Genomic DNA, 12,572 nt, shown 5'->3' on the forward strand with positions numbered 1-12,572 from the left:
GAGGTCCTCCGGTGGGGACGGGCCGTGAAGTGCGGGGTGGCATGAAGGGGTGCCGTGAAACTTAGGTTAGCCTAACCTAAGTCCCTTTGAATTAGGGCAGCATCAAGGGTGACTGCGATCACTTACGTCGCAGCAGTCGCCCGATCGCCTTGCTTTCAGGGGCAGTTACTCCTGGCGGGCTACCGCTCCTGAGGGGCCGTCACTCCTGCTCACGCAGCTGCTCCTCGCTCAGCCCCTGCCGCCAGTACCCGACGAAGGTGACCCTGCGGCGGTCCACCCCGCGCTCACCGACGAAGTGCCGGCGCAGCGTCTTCACGCACCCGGACTCGCCCGCGATCCAGACGTACGGGCGCTCGGCGGCGGGGAGTCGATCGGCGCGGATGGCGTCGAGGGCCATGGGGGACCCCTCGGCGCGCGACTCGTCCTGGACCAGCCAGGTGATCTCGGCGTCGGCCTCGGTCGCGAGGTCCTGGATGTCCCCGGCGTCATGCACCTCCAGCCAGACCCGCGCGCGGGTGCCGGCCGGCAGGGACTCGAGGATGGCGGAGACGGCGGGCACGGCGGTCTCGTCGCCCCAGATCACCACGAGGTCGGTGTCGTCGGACGGCCGGAACCGGATCGCCCGGTTGTCGGCGATCGCGGGGCCGAGCAGCAGCACGCGGTCACCGGCGGCGGCCCGCGAGGCCCAGCGGGAGGCGGGGCCGGCGGGGACGGCCGCGCCGGGCTCGATGCCGTGCAGCACGAAGTCGATGTCGATCTCGGTGGTGTGCCCGTAGGCATCCCGCCGCAGCGCCCGGAGCGTGTACGACCGCATCACGGCCCGTACGTCGTCCGGGAGTTCGCGCCAGCCCTGCCACCAGCCGTCACCGAGCTCCAGGGGGACCTGCGGCTCGCGCTGGCCGGGGTGCGGCAGGAACAGCGAGAGGGACTGGTCGCACCCGTCGGAGAAGAAGTGCCTCAGGTCCTCCCCGGCGAAGGAGACCCGCACCAGAGACGGACCGAGCCGCCTCGTCCGTACGACCTGGAGGGAGAAGAAACGGAACGGGGCGGCTACGGCGGTCGTCACTGTGACTCCTCAGCTGACCTTCTTGGCCTTAACTAACCTTCTTGGCCTTCTCGATGGCCTCGGCGAGGCTCGTGAGAAGCGGCGTGCACTTGTCGTACGACAGAATCGGCTCGGGCGAACGCGCGATGACCTGACCCGCCTTCACCGCGGGCAGCTTCTTCCAGGTCGCCTCGGTGATGTCGGCCGGCTGGATCGTCGAGGAGCGGTCGTCCATCATGATGATGTCGGCCGGGTACTTGTCGACGTTCTCCCAGCTCAGGCTCTCGAACCAGCCGCCGCCCTCCTTCTTGGCGCTCTCCGGCGGCTCGACGAAGTTCACGCCGAGGGCCTTGAAGTACTCCAGGTCGATGGAGAGGTTCGTGCCGGAGACGTAGAAGATGTCCTGGCTGGCGGAACCGGCCATCACCTTGATCTCGGGGCGGGCCTTGGCGGCCTTGCGCAGGCGCTCGGCGGCGGCCTCGAAGTCCTTCTTGGACTGGGCGATCCTGTCGGCCTTCAGGTCCGCGCCGAGGGACTCGGCCAGCGCCCACACCCGCTCCAGCGGCTGGGTCAGCTGACGGTCGTAGACGGAGATCGCGGCGCTCGGGGCGAGCTTGGCGATCTTGTCCTTGGAGGCCTCGGGGACGTACCAGAGGGTGCCGGCGCTGTCGAAGGTCGTGGAGATGAGGACCTCGGGGGCGAACGCGGCGTACTTCTCGACGTTGAACTGGTCCCAGACGTTGCCGAAGACCGTCAGCTTGCTGACGTCCATGTCGCCGGCCTGGACGTCGGCCTTGCCGTCCTGGGTCTTGGTCGGGCCGAAGACGCCCTTGACCTCGATGCCGTAGTCGAACAGCGCGGCGGCGACACCGACGAAGGCGACGATCTTCGTCGGGACCTTGTCGAGCTTCACGGTGGTGCCGCGGTCGTCCTTGAACGTCCAGGGGCCGGACTTGGCAGCGGTCGTCGCCTCGTCCGAACCACCGCTTTTCGCGTCGTCGTCCCCGCAGGCTGCGAGCACGGCCCCGAGACCGAGGGCGCCGCCCGCGGCGAGGATGCCGCGACGGGTGAGGTGGGTGGCTCTGGCGTTGGGCATGGTTACGCTGCTTTCGAACAGGGCGGATCACCGGCCGGACAATTCGAAGGTAGGTTAGCCTAACCTGAGCTGATGTCCAGGGGTGGGGGCCCTGTGATCGAAAGCTGTGGGGTGTCCATGGGTTTCGTTGGTGGGGGTTGGTGGTGTCAACTCCCTCTCATTCGGCGCCAGTTGGGATCCAGGCTGGAGGTGACGGCATGACCGGCCCTCAGCAAGGCCAGGAGCCCGCCGAGCACCGGCGCTTCGCCGACCACCTTGCCGCTCTGGAGGCCGTCTCGGAGGCGGACGAGATCGATCTGGTGACCGCCGTTCTGCGCGATGAGGACGCGGTGATGGCGCGCGGCGCGGTGGGCCGCCATCTGGATCGCCGCGCCGACCGACTGCTGACCGACTCCCGTTTCCCTGCCTGGGCCCAGACCTTGGCCGTGGTCATCGCAGAGCACGAGTTCCTGGCCCGGCGGCTACGCGAGTGGACCCTGCTCCGACGGATCGCGTTGGGCGAGCCATGGACCGCCGAAGAGCTCGCCGGCGCATCCGACTGGTGTCAGCGCACCATCGTGAGCGCACAGGCGATGACCTCACCGGAAGCCCTCGGACTGCCGGCCGCACGGGGACGAACCCGCCGAGTGCGCAACGCGGCGGCCGGTCGACTGCGACGACCGGACAGCCCGGACCCAGCCTGACTCGACCCACAGGTCTCGGTGATCGCGGTCAACAGCGGCGCTGTCGCTCGGCCATGGCAACGGGACGGCCCCCGGCTCCGGTGCGGGACGGAGCAGGGGGCCGACACGCTCAGCCCACCAGCCCCAACTCCCGCGCGATCAGCATCCGCTGCACCTCACTCGTGCCCTCGCCGATCTCCAGGATCTTGGAGTCCCGCCACATACGGGCGACCGGGTACTCGTTCATGAAGCCGTAGCCGCCGTGGATCTGCGTCGCGTCGCGGGCGTTGTCCACCGCGACCGTCGACGAGTACAGCTTCGCCAGCGCCGCCTCCTTCTTGAAGGGCTCCCCGGACACCAGCCGGGACGCCGCGTCGCGCCAGGCGAGGCGGGCCGTGTGGGCCTTCATCTCCATGTCGGCGATCTTGAACTGGATGGCCTGGTTGGCGCCGATGGGGCGGCCGAAGGCGTGGCGTTCCTTCGCGTACTTCACCGACTCGTCGACGCAGCCCTGCGCCAGGCCCGTCCCGAGCGCCGCGATGGCGATGCGGCCCTCGTCCAGGATGCGCAGGAACTGGGCGTAGCCACGGCCCTCTTCGCCCAGGAGGTTGGCCGCCGGGACCCGGACGTCCGCGAAGGACAGTTCACGGGTGTCGGAGGCGTTCCAGCCGACCTTGGAGTACGGGGCGGCGACCGTGAAGCCCGGGGTGCCGGACGGGACGATGATCGACGAGATGAGCGGCTTGCCGTCCGGCTTGCGGCCGGTCACCGCGGTGACCGTGACCAACCCCGTGATGTCCGTGCCGGAGTTGGTGATGAAGCACTTGGTGCCGTTGATCACCCACTCGTTCGTCGACTCGTCGAGGCGGGCCGTCGTGCGCGTCGCGCCCGCGTCGCTGCCGCCGTCCGGCTCGGTGAGGCCGAAGGCGCCGAGGATCTCGCCGGAGCACAGCCGCGGCAGCCACTCCTGCTTCTGGGCGTCGGTGCCGAAGAGATGGATCGGCATCGCGCCGAGCGAGACGCCCGCTTCGAGGGTGATGGCGACCGAGGAGTCCACCCGGGCCAGCTCCTCCAGGGCCACGCCGAGCGCCAGATAGTCGCCGCCCATGCCGCCGTACTCCTCCGGGAACGGCAGCCCGAACAGGCCCATGCGGCCCATCTCGCGGACGATCTCGTAGGGGAACTCGTGGTGCTCGTAGTACTCGCCGATCTTGGGCGCTACGACGTCGTGCGCGAACTGCTCCACCGTACGGCGGAGTTCTTCGAGTTCGGGGGAGAGTCGGTGGTCCATCGCGGGTCACTGCTCCTTGTGGGACAGGGCTCGTACGGTGCGGGACGGGCTGGGTCGGCCCAGTTGTTCGGCCATCCACGCGCTCGTGGCGACGAGGCGGTCGAGGTCTACTCCGGTGTCGATGCCGAGGCCCCGCAGCATCCACACGAGGTCTTCGGTGGCGAGGTTGCCGGTGGCGGACTTGGCGTACGGGCAGCCGCCGAGGCCGCCCGCGGAGGCGTCGATCGTGGTGACGCCGTGTTCGAGGGCGGCGTAGGTGTTGGCCAGTGCCTGGCCGTAGGTGTCGTGGAAGTGGACGCCGATGACGTTCGTCGGCACCCCCTCTTCGTTGAGCATGGAGAGCAGCTCCAGCACATGGCCCGGCGTCGCGACGCCGATCGTGTCGCCGAGGCTGAGCTCGTCGCAGCCCATGTCCCTGAGTGCCCTGCACACACGCACCACCTGGTGGATCGGGACCGCGCCCTCCCACGGGTCGCCGAAGCACATCGAGACATAGCCGCGGACGTGGAGGTTCTCGTCCTTCGCATGCTTCACGACCGGTTCGAACACCGCCAGCGACTCGTCCAGCGTCCGGTTGAGGTTGGCCTTGGCGAAGGACTCCGTGGCGCTGGCGAAGACGGCGACCCGCCGGGCGCCGAGGGCCAGGGCGCGGTCCAGGCCGCGGTTGTTGGGAACCAGGACCGGCAGGTGCACGCCCTTCAGGTCGGCGACGAGCGGGAACAGCTGCTCGGCGTCGGCGAGTTGGGGCACCCACTTGGGGTGGACGAAGCTGGTGGCCTCGATCGTCGTCAGCCCCGCGTCGGCGAGCCGGCGGACGAACTCCGCCTTGATCTCGGTCGGCACGGTCGACTTCTCGTTCTGCAGGCCGTCGCGCGCGCCGACCTCGTGGATGCGGACGCGGGCGGGCAGGTCCGCGGCGGGCACCGTCATCGGCAGCGTCATCAGTCCTCCTCCGCCGGGGCGATGACGGCGAGGACCTGGTCCATGGCGACCGTCGTGCCCGGTGTGACGTCCAGTTCGGCGACCGTGCCGGCGTGCGGGGCGGAGATGACGTGCTCCATCTTCATCGCCTCGACGACCAGCAGGCTCTGGCCCGCGGTCACCTCGTCCCCGACGGCGACCTTCACCACCGTCACCGTCCCCGGCATGGGCGCGGTGAGCGAGTCGGCGCCGGCGTGTGCGGCGCCGGTGAGGGACGCGGCGACCGGGTCGTGGTCGCGCACGTGCCAGGCGTCGCCGTCGCGCCCCAGCCAGGTGCCGTCCGGCAGGGCGGCCCGGTGGAAGGTGTGCCGGACGCCGTCGAGGGTGACGGCGACGGTGTCGTCGGTGACCGTGTGGGTGCCGTTCGCCTCATGAGTGACGGGTTCGAGTCCCGTCGCCCGGAGGGGGAACGCCACGGCCCTGGGCGTGCCGCCCAGACGCCAGCCGTTCGGCACGGAGTACGGATCCGTCCAGCCCTCGCCGCGTGGCTTCAGCGCGTCGAGACGTACGGCCGCGGCGGCCTCGTACACCTCCTCGGGCACCTCGGCCGACACGAGGGAGTCCACCTCCCGCTCCACCAGCCCGGTGTCCAACTCGCCCGCGACGACCGCCGGATGCGCGAGCAGCCGCCGCAGGAACCCGGCGTTCGTCTGCACGCCCAGCGTGACCGTCCCGGCGAGGGCGGCGCGGAGCTTCCTGATGGCCGTCTCCCGATCCGGCCCGTACGCGATCACCTTGGACAGCATCGGGTCGTACAGGCTCCCGACCTCCGTGCCCTCGCTGAGCCCGGAGTCGGTGCGGATGCCGTCGCCCTGGGGCTCGTGGAGCTTCAGGACCGTGCCGCCGGACGGCAGGAACCCGCGCGCGGGGTCCTCGGCGCAGATACGGGCCTCGATCGCATGGCCCGTGAGCCGTACGTCCTCCTGCCCGAAGGCCAGCCGCTCGCCCGCGGCCACCCGCAGCTGCCACTCCACCAGGTCGAGCCCGGTGATGAGTTCGGTGACCGGGTGCTCCACCTGGAGGCGGGTGTTCATCTCCATGAAGTAGTACGACGAGGGGTCGCCGCCCGGCACGATGAACTCCACCGTGCCCGCGCCCCGGTACCCGCAGGAGCGGGCCGCCTGCACGGCCGCCTCGCCCATCGCGGCCCGGGTCTCCTCGTCGAGCAGCACACTCGGTGCCTCCTCGATGATCTTCTGGTGGCGGCGCTGCAGGGAGCACTCGCGCTCGCCCAGGTGCACCACATTGCCGTGGCCGTCGGCCAGGACCTGGATCTCGATGTGCCGGGGGCGGTCGATCCACCGCTCGACGAGGAGGGTGTCGTCGCCGAAGGAGGCGCGGGCCTCACGGCGGGCGGCGGCGATCTCGTCGTCCAGCTGCTCCGCGTCCCGCACCAGCCGCATGCCCTTGCCGCCACCGCCGGCGGAGGGCTTGAGCAGCACCGGCATGCCGATCTCGCGGGCGGCGTCGGCTAGTTGGCCGTCCGTGAGGCCGCTGCCGCTGGAGCCCGGCACGACCGGCACCCCGGCCGCCTTCACCGTCTCCTTGGCCCGGATCTTGTCGCCCATGAGCGAGATGGCCTCGGCGGGCGGCCCGATGAAGACCAGCCCGGCGTCGGCGCACGCGCGCGCGAACGCGGCGTTCTCCGCGAGGAAGCCGTAGCCGGGGTGCACCGCCTGGGCGCCGGAGCGGGCGGCGGCGTCGAGCAGCCGCTCCACGGACAGATAGCTCTCGGCGGCCGGTGCCGGACCGATCCGTACCGCCGTGTCGGCCTCCCGGACGTGCCGCGCCTCGCCGTCCGCGTCCGAGAAGGCGGCCACCGAGCGCACGCCCATCGCGCGCAGGGTCCGGATGACGCGGACGGCGATCTCGCCCCGGTTGGCCACAAGTACCGTGTCGAACATCGTTGTTGTGTCCCTCACATCCGGAAGACGCCGAACTGGGGGTCACCCAGCGGGGCGTTCGCACAGGCGGTCAGAGCCAGCCCCAGCACCTGCCGGGTCTCCAGGGGATCGATGACCCCGTCGTCCCACAGGCGGGCCGTCGCGTAGTAGGCGTTCCCCTGGCGCTCGTACTGCGCACGGATCGGGTCCTTGAAGGCCTCTTCCTCCGCCGCGGGCCAGCTCTCCCCGCGTCCCTCCAACTGGTCCCGCTTGACCGTCGCGAGGACCGACGCGGCCTGCTCGCCGCCCATGACGGAGATCTTGGCGCCGGGCCACATCCACAGGAAGCGGGGGGAGTAGGCTCGGCCGCACATCGAGTAGTTGCCCGCGCCGTACGACCCACCGACGACGACCGTCAGCTTCGGCACGCGCGTGCACGCCACCGCCGTCACCATCTTGGCGCCGTGCTTGGCGATGCCGCCCGCCTCGTAGTCCTTGCCGACCATGAACCCGGAGATGTTCTGCAGGAAGACCAGCGGGATGCCGCGCTGGTCGCACAGCTCGATGAAGTGGGCGCCCTTCTGCGCGGACTCGGAGAAGAGGATGCCGTTGTTGGCGACGATCCCCACCGGGTGGCCGTGGATCCGGGCGAAGCCGGTGACCAGGGTCTGCCCGAACTCCGCCTTGAACTCGGCGAAACGGGAGCCGTCGACCACGCGCGCGATGATCTCGCGTACGTCATAAGGGGTGCGGGAGTCGACCGGTACGGCGCCGTAGAGCCCGTACGGGTCCACCTTCGGGTCGACCGAGGGCTCCACGGACCACGGCAGGGTCCCGCGCGCGGGGAGCGTGGCGACGATGTTGCGCACGATCCGCAGGGCGTGGGCGTCGTCCTCGGCGAGGTGGTCGGTGACGCCGGAGACCCGGGAGTGCACCTCGCCGCCGCCCAGCTCCTCGGCGGTGACGACCTCGCCGGTGGCGGCCTTCACGAGGGGCGGTCCGCCCAGGAAGATGGTCCCCTGATTGCGGACGATCACGGCCTCGTCGCTCATGGCGGGGACGTAGGCGCCGCCGGCGGTGCAGGAGCCGAGGACGGCCGCGATCTGCGGGATCCCGGCGCCGGACATCCGGGCCTGGTTGTAGAAGATCCGCCCGAAGTGCTCGCGGTCCGGGAACACCTCGTCCTGCATGGGCAGGAAGGCCCCGCCCGAGTCGACGAGATACAGACACGGCAGCCGGTTCTCCAGGGCCACCTCCTGCGCGCGCAGGTGCTTCTTCACGGTCATCGGGTAGTACGTCCCGCCCTTGACCGTGGCGTCGTTCGCGACGATCACGCACTCGCGCCCGCTGACCCGCCCGATCCCGGCGATGACACCGGCGGCCGGGGCCTGGCCGTCGTACATGGCGTCGGCCGCGAGGGGGGCGAGCTCCAGGAAGGGGGAGCCGGGGTCGAGGAGGGTGTCGACCCGCTCTCTGGGCAGCAGCTTGCCGCGCGCGGTGTGCCGGGCGCGTGCCTTCTCGCCGCCGCCGAGCCGCACCGCCGCCAGCTTGGCGCGCAGCTCCTCCCCGAGCGCCCGATGGGCCTCCTCGTTGGCTCGCCAGGCCTCCGACGCGGGATCTGCCGCGCTGTGGAGCTCCGGTGCCTCGTGCATCCTGCGGTCCCCTCACCAGTGGTCCACCAGTTAATGAGCGTTAACGCATTTCCTTCAGGTTAACGACCGCTAACCTCCCTGTCTAGAATTGCTTCCATGGCCACCAGAACCGACGCCCCGACCCGCCGCGAGCAGATCCTCAAGGAGGCCGCGCGGCTCTTCGCCGAGCGTGGATTCCACGGTGTCGGTGTCGACGAGATAGGCGCCGCCGTCGGCATCAGCGGCCCCGGTCTCTACCGGCACTTCGCCGGCAAGGACGCGATGCTCGCCGAGCTGCTGGTCGGCATCAGCGGCCAGCTGCTGACGGGCGCCAAGCGGCGCCTCGCGGAGGCCGACGGGGTGCCGGCCGAGGCGGTCCTCGACTCCCTCATCGAGGGCCACATCGACTTCGCCCTCGACGACCGCCCCCTCATCACCCTGCACGACCGCGAGCTGGACCGCCTCCGCGACAGCGACCGCAAACTCGTCCGCCAGCTCCAACGGCAGTACGTCGAGCTGTGGGTGGAGGTGGTGCGCACGGTGTACCCCGACCTCACGGAGCCGACGGCCCGCTCTGCGGTGCACTCGGTCTTCGGGCTGCTGAACTCGACACCGCATCTGGGGCGGCCGGGGTCGCTGCCGGGGCGGGGGGTGACGGCGGAGTTGCTGCATCGGATGGCTCGGGGGGCGTTCGGGGCGGCGGAATCGCCTGCGGCGGGCTGAGCAGGGTTTTCCTCGCCCCCGCCGCCCCTACCCTTCCCATCCCCAGGGGCTGCTGTCCCCTCGACCCCGCTCCTGGGGGCTGCCGCCCCCGGACCCCCGCTATCGGCCCTGAAGGGGCCTCGTCCTCAAACGCCGGACGGGCTGAACTGCTCAGCCCCTTGGGGGTGCCCCCCTCTGGGGGAGTTTGAGGAGCGGGGTCTGGGGCGGAGCCCCAGAAGGACGGGAAGGGTAGGGGCGGCGGGGGCGAAATCCGTCAGGGGTGCGGTGAGAGTGACGAGCGTTACGGGGGGAGGCCTCTGGACGGCCCTTCGTACTCGCCGGTACGGTTGAGTGAGCAAGCGCTTAGACATGTACCGGTGGAGGTGGGCGGCGTGCGCCGTACGGTGTTCAACGAGGATCACGAGGCGTTCCGGGAGACCATCCGCGCCTTCATCGAGGCCGAGGTCGTCCCGGTCTACGAAGAGTGGTTCGCGGCGGGCCAGGCGCCCCGCGACTTCTACTACAAGCTCGCCGAGCTGGGCGTCTTCGGCATCCGCGTCGACGAGGAGTACGGCGGCGCCGGCATCGACTCGTACAAGTTCGAGGCGGTGATGTACGAGGAGACCGCGCGCGCGGGCGTGCAGTTCGGCGGCTCCGGTGTGCACGTGCTGCTCGGCCTGCCGTACATCAAGATGCTCGCCAGCGATGAGCAGAAGAAGCGGTTCCTGCCGAAGTTCGTCTCCGGTGAGGAGATGTGGGCGCTCGCCATGACCGAGCCGGGCACCGGCTCCGACCTCGCGGGCATGAAGACCACCGCCAAGCTCTCCGAGGACGGCACGCACTACGTCCTCAACGGTTCCAAGACCTTCATCACCGGTGGCGTGCACGCCGACCGCGTGATCGTCTGCGCCCGCACCGACGCGCCCAGCGCCGAGGACCGCCGCCACGGCATCTCCCTGTTCGCCGTGGACACCAAGTCCGAGGGCTACTCCATCGGCCGCAAGCTCGACAAGCTCGGCCTGCGCACCTCCGACACCGCCGAGCTGGCCTTCGTCGACGTCAAGGTCCCGGTCGAGGACCTCCTCGGCGAGGAGAACAAGGGCTTCTACTACCTCGGCCACAACCTGGCCTCCGAGCGCTGGGGCATCGCCTTCGGCGCCTACGCCCAGGCCAAGGCCGCCGTGCGGTTCGCCAAGCAGTACGTCCAGGAGCGCACGGTCTTCGGCAAGTCCGTCGCCTCCTTCCAGAACACCAAGTTCGAGCTGGCCGCCTGCCAGGCCGAGGTCGACGCCGCCGAGGCCGTCGCCGACCGCACGCTGGAGGCCCTGGACGCGGGCGAGCTGACCCCCGCCGAGGCCGCCTCCGCGAAGCTCTTCTGCACCGAGGTCGCGCACCGCGTGATCGACCGCTGCCTCCAGCTGCACGGCGGCTACGGCTTCATGAACGAGTACCCGATCGCCCGCCTGTACGCGGACAACCGCGTCAACCGCATCTACGGCGGCACCAGCGAGATCATGAAGTCGATCATCGCCAAGGACATGGGTCTGTAGGAAACGGGTCGGCAAGACTCCCGAAATTACCAGTCAGTAGAAAAGGTGCCATGAACCAGGCACTACAGGGTCTCCTCGATCTGCTCGACCTTGAGCAGATCGAGGAGAACATCTTCCGCGGCCAGTCCCGCTCCGCCGTCGTCCCGCGCGTCTTCGGCGGTCAGGTCGCGGCCCAGGCGCTCGTCGCGGCCGGGCGTACGGTCCCCGGGGACCGGCACGCCCACTCGCTCCACGCGTACTTCCTGCGCACCGGTGACCCGGGCGCGCCGATCGTCTACAACGTCGACCGCATGCGCGACGGCCGCTCCTTCACCACCCGCCGGGTGGTCGCCGTCCAGCACGGCAAGCCGATCTTCGCCCTGTCCGCCTCCTTCCAGCTCTTCGAGGAGGGGATGGACCACCAGGCCCCCATGCCCTCCTCGCCCGACCCGGAGACGCTTCCTACCTCCGAGGAACGGCTGCGCGACTACGGCCACCTCGACCCGGCGGTGGTGGAGAAGTTCCTGGAGGCGCGCGAGGCGGTCGACCTGCGCTACGTCGACGAGCCGCCGTACGGCAGGTTCGGCGAGCCCCGCGAACCGCACTCCCAGGTCTGGTTCCGCACCAACGGCAAGCTGGCCGACGACCCGCTCCTGCACGTCGTACTCGCTACGTACGTCTCTGACATGACCCTGCTGGACTCGGTCCTGCTCGCCCACGGGCGGGGCGGCTGGGCCGTAGGGGATGTGGTCGGGGCCTCGCTGGACCACGCGATGTGGTTCCACCGGCCGTTCCGCGCGGACGAGTGGCTGCTGTACGACCAGGAGTCGCCGTCGGCGCACGGCGGACGAGGACTCGGGCAGGCTCGGATCTACACGCAGGACGGGCAGCTCGCGGTGTCGGTGATCCAGGAGGGTGTGGTCCGGGTGCCGCGCTGACGGCTCGCCTCGCCGCACCTGATCTCTTCGCTCACCCCACCTCACCACGCCCGACGCCCTCCGCGGCTGACATCCCGCTCACCCCACCTCACCTCACGCATCCACGCGCGAGCGCCTCCGTGTGCCCCGACCCGACCGCAGCAGCCGTATGCCCACGAATGCCAGGGCCACCACGCCCACGGCCACCAGGATGACCTTGGAGTAGACGCCGACCAGGTCGCTGACCTCGTGCCAGCGGGCGCCCAGGGCGTACCCGGCGGCGATGAAGGCGGTGTTCCAGATGAGGCTGCCCGCCGCGGTGAGGGTGAGGAAGGCGGGGACCCGCATGCGTTCGACCCCGGCCGGTATCGAGATCAGGCTGCGGAAGATCGGTATGAAGCGGCCGAAGAACACCGCCTTGGTGCCGTGCCGCAGGAACCACGCCTCGGTGCGCTCCACGTCCGCGACCTTCACCAGCGGCAGCCTCGTCGCCGCCGCGATCATCCGGTCGCGGCCGAGGAGCGCGCCGAGCAGGTACAGGGCCAGTGCGCCCACCACCGAACCCGCGGTCGTCCAGGCGACGGCGGCGACGACGTCCATACGGCCCTGGCTCGCCGTGAACCCCGCCAGCGGCAGGATCACCTCGCTCGGCAGCGGCGGGAACAGGTTCTCCAGGGCGATGGCCAGTCCGGCGCCCGGGCCGCCCAGCTTCTCCATCAGGTCGGCGGCCCAGCCGGCGACTCCGCCGACCGGTGCGTCGGACGTGGCAGCAATGATCATGGGTGCCACTTTACGAAGTCTTGACCTAAAGGGCGTATGAGGAAGGCCGCACGAC

Annotated in this window: 11 protein-coding genes; 4 read left to right on the top strand and 7 right to left on the bottom strand. The window is 70.3% G+C overall.

Annotated features, from left to right (window positions below; genetic code table 11):
* Positions 1-199: 199 nt before the first annotated feature.
* Positions 200-1,066, bottom strand: coding sequence for a siderophore-interacting protein (locus tag BLU79_RS25765; RefSeq protein ID WP_093908269.1), 867 nt, complete (start codon positions 1,064-1,066; stop codon positions 200-202).
* Between the two features lie 28 nt (positions 1,067-1,094).
* Positions 1,095-2,141, bottom strand: a complete 1,047-nt coding sequence (locus BLU79_RS25770; protein WP_093908270.1) for an ABC transporter substrate-binding protein — start codon at positions 2,139-2,141, stop codon at positions 1,095-1,097.
* A gap of 197 nt (positions 2,142-2,338) precedes the next feature.
* On the opposite strand from BLU79_RS25770, the gene BLU79_RS25775 reads away from it, so the two are divergent.
* Entirely contained in the window at positions 2,339-2,824 is a 486-nt protein-coding gene (locus BLU79_RS25775; protein WP_093908271.1) for a hypothetical protein, read from the top strand.
* A 109-nt stretch (positions 2,825-2,933) separates the two neighbouring features.
* Here BLU79_RS25775 and BLU79_RS25780 read toward each other — a convergent pair whose 3' ends face one another.
* Genes BLU79_RS25780 through BLU79_RS25795 form a run of 4 tightly spaced genes read right to left on the bottom strand, consistent with a single transcriptional unit; the run spans position 2,934 to position 8,610 of the window.
* Complete coding sequence (locus BLU79_RS25780; RefSeq protein ID WP_093908272.1) at positions 2,934-4,094, bottom strand: acyl-CoA dehydrogenase family protein; 1,161 nt, start codon at positions 4,092-4,094, stop codon at positions 2,934-2,936.
* Between the two features lie 6 nt (positions 4,095-4,100).
* On the bottom strand, positions 4,101-5,036 hold the full coding sequence (locus BLU79_RS25785) for a hydroxymethylglutaryl-CoA lyase (protein WP_093908273.1): 936 nt from the start codon (positions 5,034-5,036) through the stop codon (positions 4,101-4,103).
* Positions 5,036-6,979, bottom strand: coding sequence for an acetyl/propionyl/methylcrotonyl-CoA carboxylase subunit alpha (locus BLU79_RS25790; protein WP_093908274.1), 1,944 nt, complete (start codon positions 6,977-6,979; stop codon positions 5,036-5,038). Before BLU79_RS25790 ends, BLU79_RS25785 begins: the two co-directional genes overlap by 1 nt.
* A gap of 14 nt (positions 6,980-6,993) precedes the next feature.
* A complete protein-coding gene (locus BLU79_RS25795; RefSeq protein WP_093908275.1) occupies positions 6,994-8,610 on the bottom strand; it encodes a carboxyl transferase domain-containing protein in 1,617 nt (538 codons plus the stop codon).
* A 96-nt stretch (positions 8,611-8,706) separates the two neighbouring features.
* Here BLU79_RS25795 and BLU79_RS25800 point away from each other — a divergent pair, with 96 nt between their 5' ends.
* The 3 genes from BLU79_RS25800 to tesB all read left to right on the top strand — a co-directional run bounded on the left by BLU79_RS25800 (position 8,707) and on the right by tesB (position 11,758).
* Entirely contained in the window at positions 8,707-9,312 is a 606-nt protein-coding gene (locus BLU79_RS25800) for an SACE_7040 family transcriptional regulator (protein WP_093908276.1), read from the top strand.
* A gap of 371 nt (positions 9,313-9,683) precedes the next feature.
* Positions 9,684-10,841 (top strand): acyl-CoA dehydrogenase family protein, encoded by a 1,158-nt coding sequence (locus BLU79_RS25805; protein WP_093908475.1) that lies wholly within the window; start codon positions 9,684-9,686, stop codon positions 10,839-10,841.
* Between the two features lie 50 nt (positions 10,842-10,891).
* The gene (gene tesB, locus BLU79_RS25810; RefSeq protein WP_093908277.1) at positions 10,892-11,758 is read left to right on the top strand and encodes an acyl-CoA thioesterase II; all 867 of its coding nucleotides are present in this window, start codon (positions 10,892-10,894) and stop codon (positions 11,756-11,758) included.
* A 93-nt stretch (positions 11,759-11,851) separates the two neighbouring features.
* Here tesB and BLU79_RS25815 read toward each other — a convergent pair whose 3' ends face one another.
* On the bottom strand, positions 11,852-12,454 hold the full coding sequence (locus tag BLU79_RS25815; protein WP_371131945.1) for a DedA family protein: 603 nt from the start codon (positions 12,452-12,454) through the stop codon (positions 11,852-11,854).
* Positions 12,455-12,572: the final 118 nt, after the last annotated feature.

The organism is Streptomyces sp. cf386 (assembly GCF_900103585.1).
Classification (GTDB): Bacteria; Actinomycetota; Actinomycetes; order Streptomycetales; family Streptomycetaceae; genus Streptomyces.